Genomic DNA, 22,392 nt, shown 5'->3' with positions numbered 1-22,392 from the left:
ATCGAGCAAGAAAAATGAGTGAAACGCCGAGCCGAACGGCTAGGCGTTGTAATCGATAAAGCCCAGGTTGACGCTGCTGATGGGCCGCAGGGTGCGCCGAAACACCCCAATACCTTCGCGCGAACCGCCGGTGTTGGTGTTGCCCTCGATGGTAGTGAGCTTGCCGCCAATGACCGACTCGACGATGCCGATGTGGCCCGTGGTGGCCGAATGGTATAGGCAAAACAGCTGCCCCGGCCGCACCAGCGCGGGCTCTTGCACAGCCTGATCCGGCGTGATGGTACGGATGCCTTTTTTCTTCGCCTTGGTCCAATGGTCGCGCACCCCGGCCGTTTTGATGCAGGGGTTGGCCACCTTCAGCTGCTTGGCGGCCTCGTCGAAACACCAGTACACGAAGCACATGCACCAGGCAAAATTCCCGGCGTTGGGGTTGAGGCCGGTGCGGGTAATGTATTGATCGACGCGGGCGCCGCGGTTGGAGCCGGGCGGCTCTTCCAGCACGCCTACTTCGGCGGCGGCCAGCTGCAGCATCCGCACCAGCAGCGGGTGGCCCGGTTGCGGCGTGAGCGTCTGCGACACGCTTTGCTGGCCAAACAGCGCCGCCCACGTCAGCGAACCTACTTCGCCGTCGATTTTGAGCGGCAGGCCGTCCTGGTCGGCGAAGCGCATCTGAAACTGGCGCACGGCGGCTTCGGTTTGCTTGCCAAAGTCGCCGTCAACTTCCAGCGGCCCGCAGCCCAACTGCAGCAGGCGTTGCTGGAGCAGCGTAACCATAGGCTTGTTGTGGATGCCCTTCTTGAGCAACTGGCCCGGATAGGAAGGAGGGGGTGGCCCCAAGGGCCCGACTGGCCCGACTGGTTGAGGAGGATTCATGCGTAAACGATTTAGTTTGAGCTAACTGCTGGTAATATGTAGGTTTAATTATATAAGGCAAATAGCAGTGCAAAATAATTTGGCAGGCGTGCTGCCGGACGGTGAAACGCGCGGTTCGACTTCAGTACAGGCAGCCGAACGCAACTCCCGCGGAAGCAGACTTTCCGCAATCAGCCGCCGAGTGCCGACCTTTGCCAAGCTGGTCTGAATCCGTTCTGTTTTGCCCAATTTTCTGCTCCCCGATCTACCCATTCGCGCCGCGCTGCCCGAGCTACTCGCGGCCCTGGAAACCGGCAACCGCGCCGTGCTGCAGGCCCCGCCGGGTGCCGGCAAAACCACGGTCGTGCCGTTGGCCTTGCTCGAAGCGCCTTGGCGGGCCGAGGGCAAAATTCTGGTGCTGGAACCCCGCCGATTGGCCGCCCGCGCCGCTGCCACCCGCATGGCCCAGCTGCTCGGTGAGCCGGTGGGCCACACCGTGGGCTACCGCGTGCGGCTCGAAAACAAGGTGTCGGCGCACACCCGCATTGAGGTGGTAACGGAGGGCATACTCACGCGCCTCGTGCAAGACGACCCCGCGCTGGAAGGCATTGCCGCCGTGCTCTTCGATGAGTTTCACGAGCGTAGCCTGCAAGCCGACCTCGGCCTGGCCCTGGCCCTCGACGCCCAGGCCGTGTTGCGGCCCGATTTGCGCCTGCTCGTCATGTCGGCCACACTCGATGCCGCGCGCCTCGGCCCGTGGCTCGAGGCGCCGGTGGTTACCAGCGCCGGGTTCATGCACCCCATCGAGACGCAGTACCTAAGCCCGCGCCGGGCCGCGGGGGGGTCGTCGCGCCCGCACGAGCGGCTGGCCGACCTTACGCCCGCCGTCGTGCGCGAAGCCCTGGCCCAGCACCCCGGCGACATCCTCGTGTTTTTGCCCGGCCTAGCCGACCAGCGCCGCGTGGCCGAGCGCCTCGGGCCGGGCTTGCCCGATGCGGTAGACATGCACGTGCTGCACGGCGAACTGCCGCTGGAGCAGCAGGATGCCGCTCTGCGTCCCGCGCCGGCCGGCCGCCGCAAAGTGGTGCTGGCCACCAGCATTGCCGAAACCAGCCTCACCATCGAAGGCGTGCGCGTAGTGGTCGACGGCGGGTATGCCCGCGTGCCCCGTTTTGTGCCGCGCACCGGCCTCACCACCCTCGAAACCGTGCCCGTGAGCCAAGCCGCTGCCGACCAGCGGCGGGGCCGCGCCGGCCGCCTTGGCCCCGGCGTGTGTTTGCGTCTCTGGACGGAAGCCGAGCACCAGCAACTGCCGGCGCATCTGCCGGCCGAAATGCTCACCGCCGACCTCAGCGGCCTGGCTCTGGAACTGGCGCTGTGGGGCGCCGAGGCTGGTGCGCTGCGCTGGCTCGATGCGCCGCCGACACCGGCCCTGGCCCAGGCCCGCGAACTGCTGGTGCGCCTGGGTGCGGTGCTGCCTTCGGGGCAAGCCACCAGCCACGGCCGCGAGCTGGCCCGCCTGGGTTTGCCCCCACGCCTGGGGCATTTGGTGGTGCGCGGCCGCGAGCTGAACCACGGGGCCACGGCTTGCCTGCTTGCAGCCTTGCTGGCCGAGCGCGACATGCTGCGCGCCACCGACCCCGGCCAACCCGCACCGCCCGATCTGCGCCTGCGGCTGGAAGCGCTGCACTCGGGTCGTTCGCCATTGCCGGGACTAGTAGCCGATGCCGGGGCCGTGCGCCGGGTGCGCGAAGCCGCGGCGGCTTTGCGCGGCCGGGCCGGCATAAGCGGGCAGCACATCGAACCCGATGGGGCCGGAATATTGGCCGCACTGGCTTATCCCGACCGGCTGGCACAGCGCGAAACGCCCGAGCGCGTCCGCCTCGTTACGGGCCAGCGGGCCACGCTGCCAGCCGAGTTCTTTAGTGCGCAGGACCAGTTTTTTGCCATAGCCTACCTCGACGGCACTGCCACCGCGCCGCGGGCGAGTTTGGCCGCGCCGGTGTCGTTGGCCGAAGTCGAGCAGCTGTTCCCCGAGCAAATTGACAACCGCGACGAGGTGCGTTTCGATGCCGCCTCCGGAAAGGTAGTGGCGCGGCGTGTGCGGCGGTTGGGGGCGCTGGTGCTGAGCGATGCTGCCTTATTGCAGCCCAGTGCCGAGCTGGTGACCCAGGCCTTGCAAGATGCCGTGCGCGCGGCGGGTGTGGCGCAGCTGCCCTGGCCCGAAAGCGCCCAGCAGCTTCGGCAGCGGCTGGTATTCCTGCACCAGCAGTTTCCGGCCGACTGGCCAGAGGTGTCGGACGAAGTGCTACAGGCCGAACTCGACGAGTGGCTGGGGCCGCATCTGGCGGGCTTGCACAGCCTGGCTGATGTAGGCCGCCTCGACTGGAACGAGCTGTTGCTGGGCCGCCTGCCCGGCGGCTGGGCGCAGCGGCAGGACCTGGAGCGCCTCGCTCCGGCCCACCTCGAAGTGCCCAGCGGCTCCCACATTCGCGTCGACTACAGCGACCCGGCCGCGCCCGTGCTGGCCGTGAAACTGCAGGAGGTATTCGGTTTGCTCGATACGCCGCGCATTGCCAACGGCCGCGTACCCCTGACCCTGCACCTGCTTTCCCCGGGCGGCCGCCCGGCCCAGGTTACCCGTGACCTGCGCAGCTTCTGGCAAACCGGCTACTTCGATGTGCGCAAGGACCTGCGTGGCCGTTACCCCAAGCACCCCTGGCCCGATGACCCGCTAACCCATGTACCCACCAAGCTCACCAAAAAGCGGCTGGAAGGCCGGTAGCAAAAGCTTGTTTCGGTAAGCATGGACCGCCTGTGTTTGACTTGGGCCGGTGAAGTCTGGCTGCTTACAGAAGTTAAGCGTGTTTGGAATTCATTTACCAGCCGCTTAGAACGTCATGCTGAGCTTGCCGAAGCATGACCAAAACCTAAAATCCCCAACACGCTGCTCTTGGACTACTGGCCTTGGATGCCCCTCGCTCTGACTTCCCGCGGCGGAGTAAGCCAGTCGGTGCCGTTGTGCAGCTCAATAATGGCGCTTGGTGGGGCAATGGGGCTCGTGTAGGTAAGTAAGCCAATGCCCTCTTGCCACACGTGCAGCAACATAGCCGGCGGCTCGGTGGCCACAATCAGGCGCTCGGGCTGCCGAAAATCGGGCAGCAGCTGGTGCATGACCGACGGGCACGTAACGGCAACGGTACCCTGAAAACGGCGCTGCACTCCGGCGTGTACGTGCCCGGCCGCTACGCGCTCCACTTGCGCGTGACGGGCAATAATGGCCCCGAAAGCGGCGGCATCGCGCAGGCCAATCCGGTCGAAAGGCGCTTGGCCGGTGCGGAAGGGCGGGTGGTGCATGAACACCAGCGTCGTCTTATCAGGAGCTTCCGCGAGGCGGTCCTCCAGCCACTGCAGGCGCTGCGGGCACAGCTCGCCGGCATCGGAGCCGGGCAGGAGGGTGTCGAGCATCAGCAGGCGCAGCGGGCCCGCCTCTACCGTGTACTGCATGAAGCCCGGCAGCGGCTGCCGGCCTTGTGCTCCTACCGTGTCGTGCAGCCGCTGGCGGTGGTCGTGGTTGCCGGGAATCACATATACCGGCATGGGCAGCGGCTGCAGCAACTCCCAAAACCGCGCGTATTCCGTAGCGGTACCGCCGTCGGTGCAGTCGCCCGTTATTACCACCACATCAGGCAAAGCGGGCAACTGCAGTATATGCGCCACGGCGGCTTGCATGCCGGCCACACCTTCCTCGCTGCCGTCTTTGATGTGGGTGTCGCTGAACTGGGCAATGATCATAAGCGCTGAATCAAGACAACAGAAAGCGTGGGCCCCGGCCGTATGCGCTGCCTGGGCAACGCGCCGGCTTGGTGGGACAATGATGCCGCGGGGCGGTAAGAAGCTACCCCGAAATTTGGTCTAGGCCGGAGTGGGCATCTTTGTTGGGAGCGGGGCTGTAGTGGCGGTGCAGCCAGCGGCTGAGGCCGCCCAGGCCCGGGAACAGCACGCGCTCGGTGATGTTGGCCTGGTCGAGCTTGTCGCGCACTTCCCACTTGAGGCGGGCCGGCAGAATGATGCGGAAAAACAACTCGGGGTGCTGCTCCAGCCACTCCGGCAGAATGGCCTGCGAGGTCGACATCATCGAAAACAGGGCGTACTGGTGCAAGATGCGCGCATCGAGTGACGGCGGCTCCAGAAAAAGCACAAACGGGTGTTCGGGCTGCATGTCGGCCAGTTCGCGCAGGGTGGTGCACACGGGTTGCAGCAACTCGGGCGTAAACACGTTGGAGCCTTCGTTGTGCAGGGCTTCGCGCAACCGCAACGGCAGGTACTCGGCGGCTTTCACGTAGTTCATGGCCCAGATTACCCCGTCACGGTCGTAGGCTTCGAGGTCGTCGGTGGCGAAATGCAGGGCCACGTAGGGCGAGTACGTCCAGTCGAGCAGGCGCGTGGGCAGGCCGTGGTGCTGGGCCACGGCCAGCCAGTTCCACACCGAGGCCGTGTCCATCATGGGCGTGTCGTGGGCGTACTTGCGGAAGTTGCGCAGCAAGTGGTGCTCCAGCTCGTGGTACTGCCCGCCGAGGCGCTGCAGGCTGGTGGTGAGGGTGTAGTCGCGGGAGCGGACGCCGCGGTACACAAACGGCGAGCGGAACCGCCCGATGCGGCCGTCCCAGGTGTCGCGAAACAGCACGTGCTGCAGCTCTTCCCAGGACTGCACTTCAATGTCGACGGGGGGAACGAGAGGGGAAATAGCCACGGAGTTGCGGGAATGAAACGAGCGGCTGCCAAGCATACGCAGCACCCGGCAGCGAAGCTACACCGCCCGCAACAGCGGTGCGCATGTAGCGGGCTACCGAAAGCGGAAATGGCTGAAAACCAGAACTCAGATAATCAGCCGCACGCCGCCCAGTTCCGAAATCTGGTGAGGGAACTGGTCGCCGGGCGAACCGATGAACATAAAGTTCTTGGGAATGCCCCATTCGGCCGACAACTCGTCGATGAGCTGGGGGCTGAACGTGCCGCGGCGGGTTACAAACTCCACGTCAATCTGCTCGTAGGCGCGGTCGAGCACTTCCACGTCGCGCAGCAGGTCGGGCGACACTTCTTCGCCTTCGCGCAGCAGGGTCACAATCTTGAGCTTGTTGGTGAATTCGTTTTCCACCACGTAGGCCATGACCTTGTTGAGGTTCGACACGTTGTCGCCCTTGGTGAAAAACACGAATTCCTGTTGGTTCAGCTCGCGCAGCATGCGCTTGAGCGTGATGCGCCCCAAGCGCGACAAGGTGCCGTAGCGCTTGGCCGCCCGCTGCACGGCAGCCAAAATCAATTTCAGAATGGCCACCCGCTCCAGCATTACTACCACCAGCAGCATGGTGGGCACAAAGTATTGCAGAAACACCACCAGGTAATCGGGGTGCAGCTTGATGTTGCCAAACAAACCGATGACCACGCCCAAAAACGCCAGCACAACCGCCCCGATGGACGCGTATACCGGCCGCGGCAGCCGGGCCCGCTTGCCCTTCAGCAGGAAGTTGCCGATAGCAAAAAACGCCATGACCGACAAAAACGAAATGGTGTACACGCCCGCCAGCGGCCCCAGTTGCCCCCGCGTGATGAGCAGAATGCTGATGCAAAGCGCGAAAAACGAGAGCAGGATGACGTAGTTGCTGCCCCGCTTGTTTTCCTTCAGAAACAGCGGCGGCCAGATGCGGTCCAGCGCCATGCGCTTCATCAGCCCGCTCACGCCCACAAACGAGGTGAGCACCGCGCCGCTGAGCACCGCCACGGCATCGATGGAAATGAGGGCGGCCAGCCACGGCCCGCCGGCCACGCCGCCGAGGTACGACAGCAGCGTTTCGGTATGCTGCCCCACCGTGACGAGCGGCAGCACCGCCACGGCCAGAAACGCCAGCAGCGGGTTGAAAAAACTCACCACCACCCACATGTTGCGCAGCGTCTTCTGAAATACGCCCGGGGCCTGTTCTTCCACAAAGTTGGCCGAGCTTTCGAACCCCGAAATGCCCAGCATGGCCGCGCTGAACCCAAAAAACAAGGCCGATAGCAGGCTGCCTTTCAGTGGCGTGTGGAAGTTCAGCGACAGGGTATCGGTGCCGTGATTGAACAGGTACCAAATGGCCACCGCCACCAGCACGGTGAGGGAGGTGAGGTGCACCACGAAAATGAGCACCGCCACCTTCGCCGACTCCGACATGCCCAGCAGCGTGAGCACCAGAAACAAGCCCAGCAGGCCCATGGTGGCCGGCAGTACCGGCAGGCCCTCCCACAGCGCGTGTAAGTAGTGCATGGCTTCGGAGGCCGAAATAACCGCCGTGGCCATGTACGACAGGATGGTGAGGGCCGCTGCCAACGAGGCGTTGGCCTTGCTCGTGGTGTTCAGCAGCACGTTGTAGGCGCCGCCGTTGAGCGGCAAGGCGCCCACCACTTCGCCGTAGATGCGCCGGAACAGAAACAGCACCGCCCCCACCAGCAGCAGCGACACCCACGCATACTGCCCGGCATAGGCTATAGCCAGCGCCGATACGTACAGGCACGAAGAGGAAATGTCGTTGCCGCAAATGGCGGTTGCCTCCAGTTCGTTTAGCTTTTTGTGGGTACTCATGGGGAGTGGGAAAGGTGTGGAGCGGTAGCGTGGGCTAAGGCTACGAATTTGCGCGCTGGAAAGATGATTTGGTAACGGCACACCGCGGCATTTTCTGCCGGCTGAAGCGGTTATAGCAGTCGACGGGCCCCGGCAGAGGCGCAAAACACCCGCCGCGGCGGCCGGTTCTGCATCCCGAAATACCTATCTTTGAGCTTCCAACCCAATCCGTTTCCCTACCCATGTCTTCCCAAGCTGACGTACTCTCGCCCAAAGCCAAGGCCGCCCAGCACCGCGGTTCGACCAACGCCGCCGGCTTCACCGATTACTACGATATCGATGGTTTGCTGACCGAAGAGCACAAGCTCATTCGCCAGAGCATCCGCGACTTCGTGAAGAAGGAAATCAGCCCCAACATCGAGAAGTGGGCCCAACAAGCACATTTCCCCTCGGAAATCGTGCGCAAGTTTGGCGAAGTCGGCGCCTTCGGCCCGACGATTCCGACCGAGTACGGCGGCGGCGGGCTGGACTACATCAGCTACGGCCTGATCATGCAGGAAATTGAGCGCGGCGACTCCGGCATGCGCTCCACCGCCTCGGTGCAAGGGTCCCTGGTGATGTATCCCATCTACGCCTACGGCTCGGAGGAACAGCGCAAGAAATACCTGCCCAAGCTCGCTTCGGGTGAGTGGCTCGGCTGCTTCGGCCTTACCGAACCCGACCACGGCTCGAACCCCGGTGGCATGACCACCACCATCAAGGACATGGGCGACTACTACCTGCTCAACGGCGCCAAGCTGTGGATCAGCAACTCGCCCCAGAGCCAGGTAGCCGTGGTGTGGGCCAAAAACGACGAAGGCCGCATCCGCGGCGTCATCGTGGAGAAAGGCATGGAAGGCTTCACCGCCCCCGAAATCCACAACAAGTGGAGCCTGCGCGCCAGCATCACCGGCGAACTGGTGTTCGACAACGTGAAGGTGCCCAAGGAAAACCTGCTGCCCAACGTGGAAGGCCTGAAAGGCCCGCTCGGCTGCCTCGACTCGGCCCGCTACGGCATTGCCTGGGGTGCCATCGGCGTGGCCATCGACTGCTACGAGTCGGCCCTGAAATACTCGCTGGAGCGGGAGCAGTTCGGCAAGCCCATTGCCTCGTTCCAGCTGCAACAGAAGAAACTGGCCGAAATGATTACGGAAATCACCAAGGCCCAGCTGATGGTGTGGCGCCTCGGGGTGCTCAAAAACGAGGGCAAAGCCACCTCGGCCCAGATTTCGATGGCCAAGCGTAACTCGGTGGACATGGCCCTGCACATTGCCCGCGAGGCGCGCCAGATTCACGGCGGCATGGGTATTACCGGCGAATACCCCATCATGCGCCACATGATGAACCTGGAGTCGGTCATCACCTACGAAGGCACCCACGACATTCACTTGCTCATCACCGGGGCCGATATTACCGGCATCCAGGCGTTTAAATAGGCGCCTCGACTTTGCAAAAAGCCCCGTCGACCTTGCCGTCGGCGGGGCTTTTTGCGTACAGGGTGACCTATGAAAGAGTTTCTGCTGGCTGCCCTGGTTCTAGGCGTTATCATCTACCTGCTGGGCTGGCGGTACACGCTCGTCTGGCTGGGGTTGTGCGCGCTGGCCGGCGCCTGGCTCATTCCGGCATTCTACAAAAACGGCTGCAAAGGCAACCTCTGCGGCACTTGGGCGCTGCTGATGCCCTTCGTTTGGCTGGGCTTGGCCCTCGCGCTGCTGCTGATTCGGCTCGTTGCGCGGCTCTGGGCTAAAGCCAAAGCTGCAAGGGAGCCGCACAGGCCGCAGCAGCCCGCCGGCAACTAGCGCCACTGCCGAAGCTGACGCGGGCTACCGTAGCGCCTCAAACGCGTATTGCCCCATCGACCAGAACTCGTCCAGGGCTATGATGCGCGGCTTGAAAAATGAAATCAGCCGGGGCCAATCGTCGCGGTTGAACAGGTTCACCGGCGCCAGTTCCTGCGAAATGCGTGCAATGGGCTGGCCGTTCTCGTCCTGGGTTTCGGCCTCCCAGGTCCAGGCTTCGCCGGTAGCTTCTTCCAACATCGGGCGCACTTCCCGAAACTGCTCGAAAAACAACTCCCGCACGCCCGCGTCGCGGTGGGTGATGTCAATGGCTACGTGGGCCCGTTTGCCGTCAGCGTGCAGGCGGAAATACACGTGTTTGAGGCCGGTTTTGTAGTTGACCCAGTTCGTCGGCAGGCCTTCGGCCGAAGGCACGGGCTGCATGTATTGGCCAAACGTGGTCCAGAACGCTTGGCGAAGCTGCGCAACTTCGGTTTTGCTATACATCGAGGGCGAAAAGTACGGCCCCAAAATAACGCCGGAGCCGCCAACCTATACGCGAGGAGGCAAGTCCGTGGTCAAAGCTGCTGGCTGCTTGCTATTTTGCAGCTTCAAGCCCCGCCCCATGCCCCACGCCTCCGCTTCCGCCGCCGAGCCCCTCATCCTGCTGGAGTGCCTCGTTGCCGGCACCTCGCACCGCGACAACCTGGCCCAGCACGAGCCCAGCCTGCAACTGAACCAGCCCCTGGAGCTGCGCCGCGAGGCCGACAGCACCTTCGACGACTGGGCCGTGCAGGTGCACACCCGCCCCGAGGCCGGCGGCGTGTGGCTTGGCTATCTGCCCGAAGGCCGCAACGAAACGGTGGCGCGGCTCCTCGACGCCGGCAAGCACATTTCGGCCCGCCTCACCCACAAATCTTGGGAAGACGACTGGCTCTACCTCAACATTGAAGTGCTGCTGCACGAGTAGCCGCGAATGGCCGCAGTCTACTCTACAGCAAGTCGGCCAGGGCCACGGTTTCCGCCCGCACTTCCGCAATTACCGGTTCGTCGGCGAAGTTTTCCTGCACGAACTCCACGAAGCCCGAAATCATGGAGCAGATGATTTCCTGGCTCTGGCTGAAATCCTCGGCCGACATGGGCGTTTCGCGTTCCGCATCGCCCATTACCTCTTGCCACCGCAACACGTCCAGCACGTTCGAGAGCAGGGCCATGGCCAGCACTTGCGTGGCCTGATACAGCACCACCAACTCGGGCAACGACAACGGAATGCGGGCCTCGGCTTCTGCCTCGCTCAAGCGGTCAGCCAACGCATCCAGCGCGGGCGCGGGGCAGCCGCGCAACGCGGGCAAGGCCTGGGCAAAGGCGGAGTCTGAAATCAGCGGCAGCAGCTTGGTGAGGTTCACCGCTAGCCGCAGCATTTGCAGCTGCGGCTCCAGAAAGCCGATTTCGAGTACCGGTTCAGCGTCCAGATCAAGCAGCAGGTTTTCTTCGGGCTCGGCGGCCTCGGGCTGGGTCACATCGACTATCGTGAGCGTGTCGGTGAGGCGGGCAAACGCGCCCTCCACTTGCAGGCGCAGCAGTTCCAACGCCGAAGCGTCCTCATCACTGCTGGCCACATAATTGCCCACCAGTTCCACCATGGTGGCGCCGAAGTTCAGGGCGTGCTCGTGCAAGCCGGTCAATTGCTGGTCGTTGAAGCCGGCGCTTTGCTTGAGGTAATGGAGCACCGGCTCTGCCAATGGACTCTCCAATGCCAGTCGGCCCACCAGCAGGTACATGTAAAGCATACCGGGCTCTTCCATAAACTGCCGGCTCAGGGTGTCGTTGCTGTTAATAGCCGAAATCATGCGCGTTTCGGCCATGTCGAGCCCCGTGAGGGCCGTAATTTCCTGCGGCAACGGGTCGTTGGGCCGGGTGAAGAGCTGCATGCATCCCATGCCGCACATGTTGAGGCATGGCGCCAGCTTTTCGTAAAAATCGGGCGGCAGGGCATTGGCACCGGCAGCAGGCTCGGTCGGTTCAGACATATCAATTTCGGCTAGTGAATGGAAGAATAAGGTAAGAATGAGGGCTAATAAAATAGCTATTGCAACTACGCCCAGCGTGAATTACTAATGAAATTGGCTAGCTCTGTGGGTAAGTAAAAATATTGCTAAAAATATTGTGCGTTCGGGACGTTTTGGCGGGCGCGGGTGTTACTTTACCACTGAAAACCTCGACCCACGAACTTTCCTCGTTTCGTATGCGCGAACCGTACATGACCGGCGGCACGTCCCACATGGATGCCACGGAAAAAGAAATCGACAAGGCCCTGCGTCCGTTGTCCTTCGCCGACTTTACGGGCCAGGACAAGGTGGTGGAGAACCTAAAGGTGTTCGTGGCCGCCGCACGCCAGCGTGGCGACGCCCTCGACCACGTGCTGCTCCACGGGCCTCCCGGCCTCGGCAAAACCACCCTGTCGCACATCATAGCCAATGAGTTGGGCGCCGGCATCAAGATGACTTCCGGCCCGGTGCTCGACAAGCCTTCCGACTTGGCGGGCCTGCTCACCAACTTGGAGCCGCACGACGTGCTCTTCATCGACGAAATTCACCGCCTCAACCCCGTGGTGGAAGAATACCTGTACTCGGCCATGGAGGACTACCGCATCGACATCATGCTCGATTCGGGTCCGAATGCCCGTTCGGTGCAGATTTCGTTGTCGCCTTTCACGCTCATCGGCGCCACCACGCGCTCGGGCATGCTCACCTCGCCGCTGCGGGCCCGTTTCGGCATCAGCTCGCGTCTGGAGTATTACGATGCCAAGCTGCTGACCGGCATTGTGCAGCGTTCGGCCGAAATCCTGGCCACGCCCATTCACGAGGACGCCGCCTTTGAAATTGCCCGCCGCTCGCGCGGTACGCCCCGTATTGCCAACAACCTGCTGCGCCGCACCCGCGACTTCGCCCAGATCAAAGGCACCGGCACCATCACCGTCGACATTGCCCAGTTTGCCCTCAACGCCCTCGACGTCGACCACCACGGCCTCGACGACATGGACAAGCGCATCCTGTCGACCATCATCGACAAGTTCAAGGGCGGCCCCGTCGGCATCAGCACCATTGCCACGGCTTGCGGCGAAGAAGGCGAGACGATTGAGGAAGTGTACGAGCCGTTCCTGATTCAGGAAGGTTACATCAAGCGCACCTCGCGCGGCCGCGAAGCCACCGAAGCCGCCTACAAGCACCTCGGCCGCCCCATGCCGCAGCACATGCGCGGCAACGTAGCCGGCGACTTGTTTGCACAGGAATAAGCGTATTGATTTAGCAAATTGGCCGAAGGCAGCTGTAAAAACGTTGCCTTCGGCTTTTTTTTCTGCTGCCGCCATTTGTTTCACTAATAAGCTCCAAGTGCAATAGCAGCCGCAGATGTACCAACGGAAATGCCGTAGCCCTTATGAAACAGCAACAAGTAAGATTGAAATCATTTCTGGGAAGAACTGTAGCTAAGTCTGATGTTGAGAGAAGGGAAAATTATTGGCGACTAATAGGCAAACGGGGTAGAATTATTGATGCCCGCGAACATTACGGTGGGAGGGTGCTGGTGTTGTTCGAGGATAATTTGGACGATTATGGATTAGAAAATCATAACCCCGTTAAGAACTCCTTGTGGATTCTTTTAACTGATCTGGTATTTGAGAGGTAATATTTGGCGGGCTTCAAATTGGCTATAGGATAGTGGCGTTGTAGCGCAGAAAATTTGGTATTCCGTTTAGCTCTGTGCGCCCGAACTCCTCGGGCGCGCTTTTTTGTTGCCGGCTGAACGACCTTTGCCCTCATGCAAGCTTCCGACCTGACCCGCCTTGAATGGACCGGCTTTATCAAGCGCCGGGCGGCAGAGCTGGGCTTTATGGCCTGCGGTATCTCCAAGGCTGATTTTCTGGAGGAAGAGGCGCCGCGGCTGGAGCAATGGCTGGCCCGAGGCATGCAGGGCGAAATGCGCTGGATGGAAAACCACTTCGACAAGCGCCTCGACCCGCGCCGCTTGGTGGAGGGCGCGAAGTCGGTTATTTCGCTGCTACTGAACTACTACCCCGCCGAAGAAAACCAACAGCCTGCTGATACGCTGCACATCAGCAAGTACGCCTACGGCGCCGACTACCACCACGTCATCAAGGGCAAGCTCAAAACGCTGCTGCAGGACATGCAGGCGCACATCGGCAAGGTAGGCGGCCGGGCATTTGTCGATTCAGCGCCGGTGCTGGATAAAGCCTGGGCCAAGAAAAGCGGTTTGGGCTGGGTAGGCAAAAACAGCAACCTCATCACGCCCGGTGCCGGCTCGTTCTACTTCATTGCCGAGCTGATTGTGGACGTGGAACTGGACTACGACGGCCCCATCCGCGACTATTGCGGCTCCTGTACCCGCTGCCTCGATGCGTGCCCTACCAATGCCATTGTGGAGCCCTATGTGGTCGACGGCAGCAAATGCATCAGCTATTTCACCATCGAGCTGAAAGACCAGCTGCCGGCCTCGGTGCAAGGTCAGTTTGGCAATTGGGTCTTCGGCTGCGACATCTGCCAGGACGTGTGCCCCTGGAACCGCTTTGCGCGGGCCACGGAGGAAGAGCAATTCCAGCCGCATCCCCAGCTAAAGGAAATGCGGGCTGCCGACTGGCAGGAAATTACCCACGAAGTGTTCAACGAGTTGTTTCGGCGCTCAGCCGTGAAGCGCACCGGCTACGCAGGCCTCACCCGCAACATCCGGTTTGTGGCCGGCGACTCCGTAACAGCGACGCCGCCGGCCACCGAGCCGGACTAGGCCATTTTTACCTGGGCAAAAACGCGCTTGAGCACGCGGCGGTAAAGCTTCGCGAATTGCGTGTAGCACCAAGCTTTTAGTTGGGTAACCTCTTCGGGCACCAGCGCCCGAAGTGCTTTGCGTAATTCTTTCTCAAACAGCATCCGGTCGAAGCTGACTTTGAGCAGAATGGTTTTCACGTATTCCAACATGGGAGTCGTGTAAAATAGGTGGGGAAATTTGGTTGTGTAGGTAGGGGAAGCGCGTCCTTTTACGGAAAACCGCAACGAAGGCAAACCTCCTACCGAAGCGCGGCGGGATTACGAAGAAAGATACAACTAATGCGGCGCTAAATGCAAGGGGGGAGGAGGAACTTTATTTCATTCAGTAACAAAAAGCCCCGCTACTCGGCTAGCGAGGCGGGGCTTTTTTAGGAAAAGGCGACGCCGCTAATAAGTAAACAGCCCCAGGAGTTGTTGCACGCTGGTCGAGGCAAAGGCTTCGTCGAACGCCTCGGTAACCGGGGCGAGCTTCGCGGCATCTTTGTAGGCATCGAGGGTGGTGATGTCGAGGGTAGCGGTGGCCGTAGTGGGTTGCTTCACGTTGTCTTCGCCGGCATACACGAAATCGGTTTTGCCGGGCACCGGCCCTCCGCCATCGAGCTTGCTCACCCACGCTTTTTGGTTGCGCAGCTTGCGGATATGGGCCGCATGCCGGGCTTCCACCGTGTGAATGCGCACGAGCACATCAAGAATGGTACGGTCGGTAATGAAGGTGCTGAACAACGCTTTGTAGGCCCGCACGCCGGCGTCTTCCAGTACCTGCGCCACGCTCAGAAACGTCACGGGATTGGTAAACACGTCGGTGGCAAAAATGGCCTTCGTTGGGTCGCCGCCGCCCGCCGTGAAATCGTAGTTGGGCTGAGCCGGTACGGTACCACCCGAAGCCCGCACGAAGCCTTCCAGCTTGGTGGCGTGCAGCGTTTCGTGGCCTTTTAGCACCTGCAAATCGGCCGAGAGGCCCGGCAGGTTGGCCGACGCAGAAGTAGCGCGGGTATAGAACTCCCGCTCCAGCCATTCGAGGCGTAGGGCGAGCAACAAAAAGTCGAGGGGCGTGCCGGCGCGCTGGGCCACTGCCGGGGTAGCCAGCGCAGTGCCTACGGCCAAGGGCAGCGCGGCAGCCGCGGCGCGGCCCAACTGGTGCAGCGTAGCGCGGCGGGGCAAAGTGCCGGGCGTGTCAGCTTCGCCCAGCGCATCAAGAAATGTCAGGAAGTTCATGCGAAGCGGCGGATTAGCTGTTCGGAAGCGAAGCAGCCGAGAAAGGAAGGGGAGACACGTATTTGTTCAGCTCGGTAACCACGGCAGTAGGTGTGCTGCTCACGCCCAGGCCTTCGGCATCCACCACGTCGGAGGCCGCAAACGAGCTGGGCTGTATCAAGTCGCGCACGGCGGTGGCGTGGCGAGCTTCTACCGAAGCCAGACGGCTGGCCACCGCCAGGAAGGTGGTAGAGGAGAAGTACTTGCCGGCGCCGTTCATGGCGGCTACGCCCAGGTCCTCAAACTTGCGCGCTGCTTCCAGCACTTCCGCCCGCGTCGTAAGGGAAAGGCTGCTGAAGGAAATTTCCACGCCAGTAAGCAGGCCATTTTGGCTGTTTTGGCTGAGCAAATTGGCGAGGTAGTCGCGCTGAATTTGCTTGTGCAGCAGAATTTCCTTGAGCAAATCCAGCTCCGCAGCAGGCAGAGAAGCCGGCGGAGCAGTGGTTACCTTTTCGTAGAAAGCGGCCTGCACCTGCTTGAGGCGCAAGAAATAGCTGAGCAAACCCATGTCGCCGCTGCCGAGCGACAGTACCGTAGGGACTGGGGTGGGCGTATTGTCGTCGCCGCAGGCCGCTAGCACCAATGAGGCAGCTACGGCCGTACCGGCCGAGCGCAAAAAGCGGCGGCGGGCGGGCTCAACAGAAGAGAAAGAGGCGTTGGGCATGAGGCACTAGTGAAATCCGGCCGCAGGTGAAAGCAGCGGGCCAAAGTAGAACGTCAAAGGTAGCTCATCCGACACACATTAGGCCGGTGGGCCGGGGTGCTGGCTACCGATAAAAACAACAAAGGCGCCCGGTGTGGGGCGCCTTTGCTACGAAGAGAACAGCTACGGCTAGAAGGTTGCAGCCGAGCGGGCAATGGCCAGCACCGTGGTGTTGTCCAGGGCCTCGTCGAAGGCTTCGCTTACTTCGGCCGCCGTGTAAGTAGTGCCCAACTGAGTGCGCAGATCGAGTGCGGCTTGGGTGAAGTTGCTTTCAGCCGGAAACGTGGTGGCCGGGTTGCCAGCGTTGTATACGGCCGCCGGGGCACCGTTGGCTTCCGCGTTGGTCACCCAGCCGTATTGGCTGGCGGCCAGCGGATCGACGGCGCGGCGCATGTAGCGCACGTGCGCAGCATGGCGGGCTTCCACCGAGTGAATCTGCAGGGCGGTTTGCAGCACGTTGTTGGGGTTGCCGGCCGTTTTGAGCGTACCAGCCTGGCCTTTGTAGGCCCGCACGCCGGTATCTTCAAAAGCCTGCGCAAACGTGAGGAACGAGGCGTAGGTGGCAAACGCGGTACCGAAGTTGAAGCTGGCAGGCCGCGCAACCGCAGCCGTGCCCAGGGCGCCTTTCAGCAGCGTAACGTGGGCCGTTTCGTGGTTTTTGATGGTCTGAATGGCGTTGCGTGCGGCGCTGCCAGTGGTCAGGTTGGCGGCCAGCGTGGGTGCGGCCAACGCTTGGGCGTAGAAATCTTCCTCGAGGTATTCCAGCGTGAGGGCAAAATTCAGCACGTCGTTCACGGCCGACAGCGTGTTCTGGCCCATGGCTTTGTTGAAGGCCGAGCCGATGGCAATAGGGGCGGCTGCCAACGCAAATTTCTTGCTCAGGTCGCCCAGTAGGGTGAGGGCGCTGCGGCGGTGGGTAAGACGCGCGGTCATTTCCGGGTCTACCTTTTCGAGGTCTGCGATTATTTTAAACAGGTTCATGGCGAAAGGGATGCAGATGGAAAAAAGGAACACGCCGGGCTATTTGCCCACGTTGTCGCCCGAAATCTTCTCTTTGATGAAGGGCTGGGCGGCCGCCAGCACATCGGCTACCGACAGGGCGCGGTCGAGGCCCGAGGCATTTACCACGTCGCTGCCGGCAAAGTCGCCGTTGCTGAGCAAGTCGCGGATGTAACCGGCGTGCCGTGCTTCCACCGACACAATCTTGCCGGCAAGCAGCAGGTAGGTGTTGTCCTTGATGAGGGCGCCAGCACCGTTGTATGCTGCCACGCCCAGATCTTCAAACGTCTTCGCCGTAGTCAGCACCGAGTTGCGGTCGGCGAAGTTGACTTTGCTGAAGTCCGGCGTCAGGCCCGGAATAATCTGGCTGGCTGCCACCGAGGTAATAGCCGCTTTGAAAAAGTCGCGGTGAATGGCCTCGTGCTTGGCAATGGCGGTCAGGCCGGTGCGCTCATCTGCCGTAATACCGGAATAGGGCGTAGCCACTACTTGGGCGTAAAACGCGGCTTCCAGCTGTTCCAGCGCATAAGCATAGTTCAATACGCCTACATCACCCGAGCCTAAGTTGACGGTGGTGGTGGTGCCGTTGTCGTCGTCATCGTCGCAGCCAGCGAGCAGCAGGCCGGTAGCCGCGACGGTGGCGCCGGTGTAGAGCAGAAACGAGCGGCGCTGGATGGGCTTCTGAAGCGCACCGCCGAGGTCCTGGCCAGTTTCGGGCGTTTGCAGGTGTTTGGACATGAGGATAAAATGTTGGGTGAAAAACGCAAGGGAGTCCCGTTCAGCCTCTGTCAGGAGCCTGTCAACTAATCAGAAACAGAGGGGGTTGGGGAGTATGGCAGCACTTACGGCAATCCGTTGGTAAACGGTTTGCAGGTGTCAAGGAATTTTCTTATGTAAAAGGAGGTGTTGCCAAGGCGAAAGGCCGTTTTTCGCGCCAAGGGGCTGGTTTTTCCTGCTGAATCGAAGACCCGAAAAAAAATGCTCCGCCTGCGGTTTTTTTTATAAATCAATCCGGAACAGATTCTCCTATTTTACTGATGGAGTACAGGCACGCATGAAAAAGCTGGTATGGGGACCAACTCACCGTTGGGCATAAACTGCTACTTCGGGCTACTCCGGCGCGTCGATGTGGGCACCCCAAAGTCGCCACTTCCGACGCCCACCGTGCTGGCTGAAAGGTCATCCTTGCCGTCGTAGCCGCGGCGCTGCCGTGGCGGCCGCCGGTGTAAAGCAACATTGAGCGGCGCTACATGGGTTTTGGCAGCAGATTGTTCGGTACGTTACCCGGAGCTAAAGCAACAGAAATTGTGGGCGCGAAACAGAGCAGGACCTTTACAGCCTGGAATAGCGCCGCCGCTTGAATGGACCCGAAGGGGAAGGGTGAAGCGTAGCGCTTGCGGCAGTTTTGCCGTTGCTGCGAAAAGCGCGTTTACAGCCTCTTTTCGCCGATTTCTGCGTAGGTTTGACTAGATGCTGCGGTTTTTGGTTCTTTTCCTGTGGGTAGGCTTGTGGGGCCGGCAAATGCAAGCCCAAACGCCGCCTGCCAGCGCCCCAGCTGCTGTGGTGCCTGCGCCGAGTCAGCAGGCGTCGTTGGAGCTGGGCCGCACCACGTTTCCCGTCAACGAATACTTCACCATTGCCCTGCGCCTGCGCGGCGCCAAGCTGGAGCGGTATTCCGCCTTCCCCGACCTCGAGGGCTTTAAGAAAAGCGGCAAGTCGTCGACGACGACTACGCGCATCGTGAACGGCAAGGCTACGGTAGAGCTGCTGCTCACCCAGCGCTACGCTGCCTTCGCCGAAGGAGACTTCGACGTGAAGCCTTTTTCGCTGACGGTGAACGGGCAGGTGGTGAAGTCCCTGGGGGCCAAGCTGCACGTGCTGCCGCAGCCGGCCGCCAGTGCTGCGCCCAATGCCGGGGCGGCGCCCACCAAGCCGTTGCAAGGCATTGGGTTGCTCGACCAGCTGCTGGGCAAGCCCAAAGGGCAGGAGTACGTAGAGCCGCAGGATCAGGCGTTTCTGGCCGTGGTGCCCGATAAAACTACGGCCTGGGTGGGCGAGCCGGTGCACATCGGGCTGTATTTCTACCTGGCGCCCGCCGACCAGGGCCTGCTCGACTTTCACCGCTTTGCCGAGCAGTTGCCCGTGCTTCTACAACAGCTGCGGCAGCCCACAGCCTGGGAAGAGTCGTTCGATGAGGCCGATATCGTACCCGATTCGGTGCGGGTGGGCGGCAAGCCGTTTTTGCGCTACCGCCTCTACGAAACGGTATTCTACCCGCTCAACGCGCAGCCGCTGCAGTTCCCCGCGCTCAGCCTGGAAATGAAGAAATACCGCGTGGCCAAGCGTCCCGTAGCCGGAGCCGACAACCGCATGGCGGGCTACAAAACCTACCGCAGCACGCCGCGCACGGTTACGGTCCGCCCCTTGCCGGCAGCCAGTGGGGTTTCGTCGGTTGGGCGTTATCGGCTGCTCGAAGGCATCGACCGAACCGCGTTTCGTACCGGGCAGGCCTACACCTACACCCTGACTGTGGAGGGCGAGGGCAACCTGACCGCTCTACCCGAACCTACCGCCACCCTGCCGCCCGGCCTGGAATTGTACGGCCCCGACGTCAGGCAGGAAATAACCCGGCAAAACGGCCGCGTGGGTGGCCGCAAGGTGTGGAGCTACCGGCTGGTAGCCCGCCAGCCGGGCACCTATTCCTTGCGGCGGGTTTTTGCGCTGCCCGTGTTCGACCTCAACCACGCCCGCTACGACACGCTGCGGCCCGAGTTGGTGCTGGCCGTGCGGGGCGAAGCCACCCGCTCGGCACCGGCTACGGCGGCCTACATCCGCACGGACCCGTTCTACGCCCAGCAAATTCCGGCCGCCGACAACACACTGCGGCCACTGGATACGCCGCAGCAAACGCGCCGTTATGCCTATGCAGTACTGGCTGTTTTGGGCCTTCTCACGGTGATTGGGTGGTGGCGGGCCGGCCGACGGTAGCAATCCGGTTGTAGCTTCGCCGGGCCGTGCTGCATGCAGCCGGGTTTCATTACTGCATTTTTGGGCATGAGCAATTCCTACGGACAGTTGTTCCGCATCAGCACTTTCGGCGAGTCGCACGGGCCGGGCATTGGCGTAGTCATCGATGGCTGTCCTGCGGGCTTGCCCATCGAGGCGGCGGCCATTCAAGCGGCGCTGGACCGCCGCCGGCCGGGCCAATCGGAGCTGACGACGCCGCGCAGCGAAGCCGATACGGTGGAGGTATTGTCGGGGCTGTTTGAGGGCCGTAGCACGGGCACGCCCATCGGGCTGTTTATCCGCAACCAGGACCAGCGCAGCCACGACTATTCCCACATCCAGCACGCCTACCGCCCTTCGCACGCCGATTATACCTACGACCAGAAGTACGGCCACCGCGACTACCGCGGCGGCGGCCGCTCGTCGGCCCGCGAAACGGCGGCCCGCGTGGCAGCCGGCGCGGTGGCGGCGGCGCTGCTAGCGCACCACGGCGTGCGCGTGCGCAGCTACGTGTCGCAGGTGGGGGCCGTGGCGGTGCCGGTGAGCTACGAGCAGCTCGATTTAAGCCTGATCGATACCAACCTGGTGCGCTGCCCGCACCCCGAAACAGCAGCGCGCATGGCCGACCTCATTCGGCAGACCCGCGACCGGCACGATACGGTGGGCGGCATCATTACGGGCGTGGCGACGGGGGTGCCCACGGGGTTGGGCGAACCGGTGTTCGACAAGCTGCACGCCGAGCTGGGCAAGGCCATGCTGAGCATCAACGCAGTGAAGGGCTTCGAATACGGGTCGGGATTTGCGGGCACGCTGCTGTTTGGCTCGGAGCACAACGATGCCTTCTACACCGATGAGGCCGGCCGGGTGCGTACCCGCACCAATCATTCGGGCGGTATTCAGGGCGGCATCAGCAACGGGCAGGACGTGTATTTCCGCGTGGCGTTCAAGCCCGTGGCCACCATTTTGCAGCCTCAGCAAACCATCAACGACCAAGGCGAAGCCGTGGAGCTAGCCGGCCGTGGCCGCCACGACCCGTGTGTGCTGCCCCGCGCCGTGCCCATTGTAGACGCCATGACCAACCTCGTGCTGGCCGATATGCTGCTGCGCGCCCGCGCCAGTCGGCTGTAGCGCCGCGCGAAGGAAGAAACAGGCCGTTACTGCTCCACGACCACGCACTCCACCCGCCGGTTCTGCCGGCGGTGGGCTTCGGTGTCGTTTGGTGCCACGGGGCGTGTGGGGCCGTAACCAACGGTTTCGAGCCGCTCGGCCGCTACACCGTACTTCACCAAGAAAGTCTTGATAGCTTGGGCGCGCTGTTCGCTCAGAAGCTGGTTTTTGTCTTCCGGACCTTGGTTGTCGGTGTGGCCTTCCAGCCGGATGCGCAAGGCCGACTGGTTGTTGAGCGCCTTGGCCAGCCGCGCCAGCTCGGGTTTGCTGGTGCCCAGCAGTTCGGGTTGGCCTTGCACGAAAAATACGTTGCGCAGCGCCAGGCGCTGCCCGCCACGCAGCGGGGCGGCCAGGGCCTCGGCAGCATCGGCGGGTTCCGCCGTGCTGGCTGTGGCCACCGGCGCAATAGCCGCGGCCGGCGCAGGAGTGGCGGCTGGCGCTGGCATTTCGGGCTCTAGTTGCCACACGCGCAGGTGCCGCAGCCGCGCCGTAGAGCCGCGGTTGGTTTCGAGCCCAATGCCCTGGCCCCACAGCCCGGCAAACTTGGTGTCGGCCACCGGCGTGCCGTTGATGAAGTACCGTACGCGCTTTCCGCGCCGCTCCAGGCGCAGCGTGTTCCAGCCTTTTTCGTTGATGACAGCCGCGGTGGTGCTTTCGGGCGCACCCCAGAAAAACTTGCCGCGCCGCCAGCCGCAAATGGAAACGTGCTTGTCGGGGTTGAGCCCGAAGAGCTGCATGTTTTCCTCGTCTTGGGCGCCCCAGGCCAGCGTACCTACCCAACTGGTGCGGTATTCGGCCTCGATGTCGAAGTCGCGGTCGGCGTCGAGCGGCACTTGAATGAGGGCCACGCGTTGCCGGTTTTCGCGGCGGATTTCCTTGCCCACGTATTCGCCCGGCCGAAAGCTGTACTCGGCGTTGCCGAGCAGGCCGGTGGGCCAGTTGCGGTGGTTGTCGTGAAATTCTTCGTCGAGCAGCAGGCGCGGTACTAGCTGCTGGGCGCGGCCCAAAGTGGCGAACAGTACACTCAGAGCCAGTAAAGCAAGGCGGAATAGCATGGGCAGAAGGCAAATGAACCGGCCGTAAAGGTGCGGCTCGCCCAAGCCCGCCGCCATACCCGCCAACCCGTATTTGCCGCTACCAGCCACCCACATTCTATTA

Annotated in this window: 21 protein-coding genes; 9 read left to right on the top strand and 12 right to left on the bottom strand. The window is 62.2% G+C overall.

What is annotated here, in order from left to right; genetic code table 11:
• Window positions 1-39: 39 nt before the first annotated feature.
• The gene (locus F0P96_RS20915; RefSeq protein WP_201743860.1) at window positions 40-774 is read right to left on the bottom strand and encodes a peptidoglycan-binding protein; all 735 of its coding nucleotides are present in this window, start codon (window positions 772-774) and stop codon (window positions 40-42) included.
• Between the two features lie 319 nt (window positions 775-1,093).
• On the opposite strand from F0P96_RS20915, the gene hrpB reads away from it, so the two are divergent.
• Complete coding sequence (gene hrpB / locus F0P96_RS06905) at window positions 1,094-3,637, top strand: ATP-dependent helicase HrpB (RefSeq protein ID WP_235917410.1); 2,544 nt, start codon at window positions 1,094-1,096, stop codon at window positions 3,635-3,637.
• A gap of 173 nt (window positions 3,638-3,810) precedes the next feature.
• Here hrpB and F0P96_RS06900 read toward each other — a convergent pair whose 3' ends face one another.
• The 3 genes from F0P96_RS06900 to F0P96_RS06890 form a co-directional block, all read right to left on the bottom strand.
• Window positions 3,811-4,647 (bottom strand): phosphodiesterase, encoded by an 837-nt coding sequence (locus F0P96_RS06900; protein WP_151078105.1) that lies wholly within the window; start codon window positions 4,645-4,647, stop codon window positions 3,811-3,813.
• Between the two features lie 103 nt (window positions 4,648-4,750).
• The gene (locus tag F0P96_RS06895) at window positions 4,751-5,605 is read right to left on the bottom strand and encodes an FRG domain-containing protein (protein WP_235917409.1); all 855 of its coding nucleotides are present in this window, start codon (window positions 5,603-5,605) and stop codon (window positions 4,751-4,753) included.
• A gap of 126 nt (window positions 5,606-5,731) precedes the next feature.
• Window positions 5,732-7,468: an APC family permease gene (locus F0P96_RS06890; RefSeq protein ID WP_151078103.1), complete on the bottom strand. Its 1,737-nt coding sequence runs from the start codon at window positions 7,466-7,468 to the stop codon at window positions 5,732-5,734.
• A gap of 221 nt (window positions 7,469-7,689) precedes the next feature.
• On the opposite strand from F0P96_RS06890, the gene F0P96_RS06885 reads away from it, so the two are divergent.
• Both F0P96_RS06885 and F0P96_RS06880 read left to right on the top strand, forming a co-directional pair.
• Window positions 7,690-8,922, top strand: coding sequence for an acyl-CoA dehydrogenase family protein (locus F0P96_RS06885; RefSeq protein WP_235917408.1), 1,233 nt, complete (start codon window positions 7,690-7,692; stop codon window positions 8,920-8,922).
• A 69-nt stretch (window positions 8,923-8,991) separates the two neighbouring features.
• Window positions 8,992-9,285 (top strand): hypothetical protein, encoded by a 294-nt coding sequence (locus F0P96_RS06880; protein WP_151078102.1) that lies wholly within the window; start codon window positions 8,992-8,994, stop codon window positions 9,283-9,285.
• Window positions 9,286-9,309: 24 nt separating this feature from the next.
• Here the strand turns inward: F0P96_RS06880 and F0P96_RS06875 are convergent, their stop codons facing one another.
• Window positions 9,310-9,771, bottom strand: coding sequence for a DUF4268 domain-containing protein (locus F0P96_RS06875; RefSeq protein ID WP_151078101.1), 462 nt, complete (start codon window positions 9,769-9,771; stop codon window positions 9,310-9,312).
• 118 nt (window positions 9,772-9,889) lie between these two features.
• On the opposite strand from F0P96_RS06875, the gene F0P96_RS06870 reads away from it, so the two are divergent.
• Window positions 9,890-10,234 carry an HIRAN domain-containing protein gene (locus F0P96_RS06870; RefSeq protein WP_160620372.1) on the top strand — a complete coding sequence of 115 codons (345 nt, stop codon included), beginning with the start codon at window positions 9,890-9,892 and terminating at the stop codon, window positions 10,232-10,234.
• A gap of 22 nt (window positions 10,235-10,256) precedes the next feature.
• On the opposite strand, the gene F0P96_RS06865 is transcribed toward F0P96_RS06870, so the two are convergent.
• Complete coding sequence (locus F0P96_RS06865) at window positions 10,257-11,294, bottom strand: hypothetical protein (protein ID WP_151078099.1); 1,038 nt, start codon at window positions 11,292-11,294, stop codon at window positions 10,257-10,259.
• 215 nt (window positions 11,295-11,509) lie between these two features.
• Between F0P96_RS06865 and ruvB the strand changes: the two genes are divergently transcribed.
• The 3 genes from ruvB to queG all read left to right on the top strand — a co-directional run bounded on the left by ruvB (window position 11,510) and on the right by queG (window position 14,064).
• Entirely contained in the window at window positions 11,510-12,559 is a 1,050-nt protein-coding gene (gene ruvB / locus F0P96_RS06860) for a Holliday junction branch migration DNA helicase RuvB (protein ID WP_151078098.1), read from the top strand.
• Between the two features lie 143 nt (window positions 12,560-12,702).
• Entirely contained in the window at window positions 12,703-12,951 is a 249-nt protein-coding gene (locus F0P96_RS06855; protein ID WP_151078097.1) for a hypothetical protein, read from the top strand.
• A gap of 132 nt (window positions 12,952-13,083) precedes the next feature.
• Window positions 13,084-14,064: a tRNA epoxyqueuosine(34) reductase QueG gene (gene queG, locus F0P96_RS06850; RefSeq protein WP_151078096.1), complete on the top strand. Its 981-nt coding sequence runs from the start codon at window positions 13,084-13,086 to the stop codon at window positions 14,062-14,064.
• On the opposite strand, the gene F0P96_RS06845 is transcribed toward queG, so the two are convergent.
• The 5 genes from F0P96_RS06845 to F0P96_RS06825 form a co-directional block, all read right to left on the bottom strand.
• Window positions 14,061-14,255 (bottom strand): hypothetical protein, encoded by a 195-nt coding sequence (locus F0P96_RS06845; RefSeq protein ID WP_151078095.1) that lies wholly within the window; start codon window positions 14,253-14,255, stop codon window positions 14,061-14,063. The genes queG and F0P96_RS06845 overlap by 4 nt on opposite strands.
• 237 nt (window positions 14,256-14,492) lie before the next feature.
• Entirely contained in the window at window positions 14,493-15,320 is an 828-nt protein-coding gene (locus F0P96_RS06840; protein ID WP_151078094.1) for a ferritin-like domain-containing protein, read from the bottom strand.
• Window positions 15,321-15,333: 13 nt separating this feature from the next.
• On the bottom strand, window positions 15,334-16,023 hold the full coding sequence (locus tag F0P96_RS06835; RefSeq protein ID WP_151078093.1) for a ferritin-like domain-containing protein: 690 nt from the start codon (window positions 16,021-16,023) through the stop codon (window positions 15,334-15,336).
• Between the two features lie 168 nt (window positions 16,024-16,191).
• The gene (locus F0P96_RS06830; RefSeq protein WP_151078092.1) at window positions 16,192-17,043 is read right to left on the bottom strand and encodes a ferritin-like domain-containing protein; all 852 of its coding nucleotides are present in this window, start codon (window positions 17,041-17,043) and stop codon (window positions 16,192-16,194) included.
• Window positions 17,044-17,082: 39 nt separating this feature from the next.
• Window positions 17,083-17,799 (bottom strand): ferritin-like domain-containing protein, encoded by a 717-nt coding sequence (locus tag F0P96_RS06825; RefSeq protein WP_151078091.1) that lies wholly within the window; start codon window positions 17,797-17,799, stop codon window positions 17,083-17,085.
• Window positions 17,800-18,624: 825 nt separating this feature from the next.
• On the opposite strand from F0P96_RS06825, the gene F0P96_RS06820 reads away from it, so the two are divergent.
• Both F0P96_RS06820 and aroC read left to right on the top strand, forming a co-directional pair.
• A complete protein-coding gene (locus tag F0P96_RS06820; RefSeq protein ID WP_160620374.1) occupies window positions 18,625-20,049 on the top strand; it encodes a BatD family protein in 1,425 nt (474 codons plus the stop codon).
• Between the two features lie 66 nt (window positions 20,050-20,115).
• Entirely contained in the window at window positions 20,116-21,195 is a 1,080-nt protein-coding gene (gene aroC / locus F0P96_RS06815) for a chorismate synthase (RefSeq protein WP_151078089.1), read from the top strand.
• 26 nt (window positions 21,196-21,221) lie between these two features.
• On the opposite strand, the gene F0P96_RS06810 is transcribed toward aroC, so the two are convergent.
• A complete protein-coding gene (locus tag F0P96_RS06810) occupies window positions 21,222-22,289 on the bottom strand; it encodes an OmpA family protein (RefSeq protein ID WP_160620376.1) in 1,068 nt (355 codons plus the stop codon).
• Between the last annotated feature and the right edge of the window lie 103 nt (window positions 22,290-22,392).

It is taken from the genome of Hymenobacter busanensis, from assembly GCF_008727865.1.
Taxonomy (GTDB): Bacteria; Bacteroidota; Bacteroidia; order Cytophagales; family Hymenobacteraceae; genus Solirubrum; species Solirubrum busanense.
This window is presented reverse-complemented; position numbering and strand designations above follow the sequence as displayed.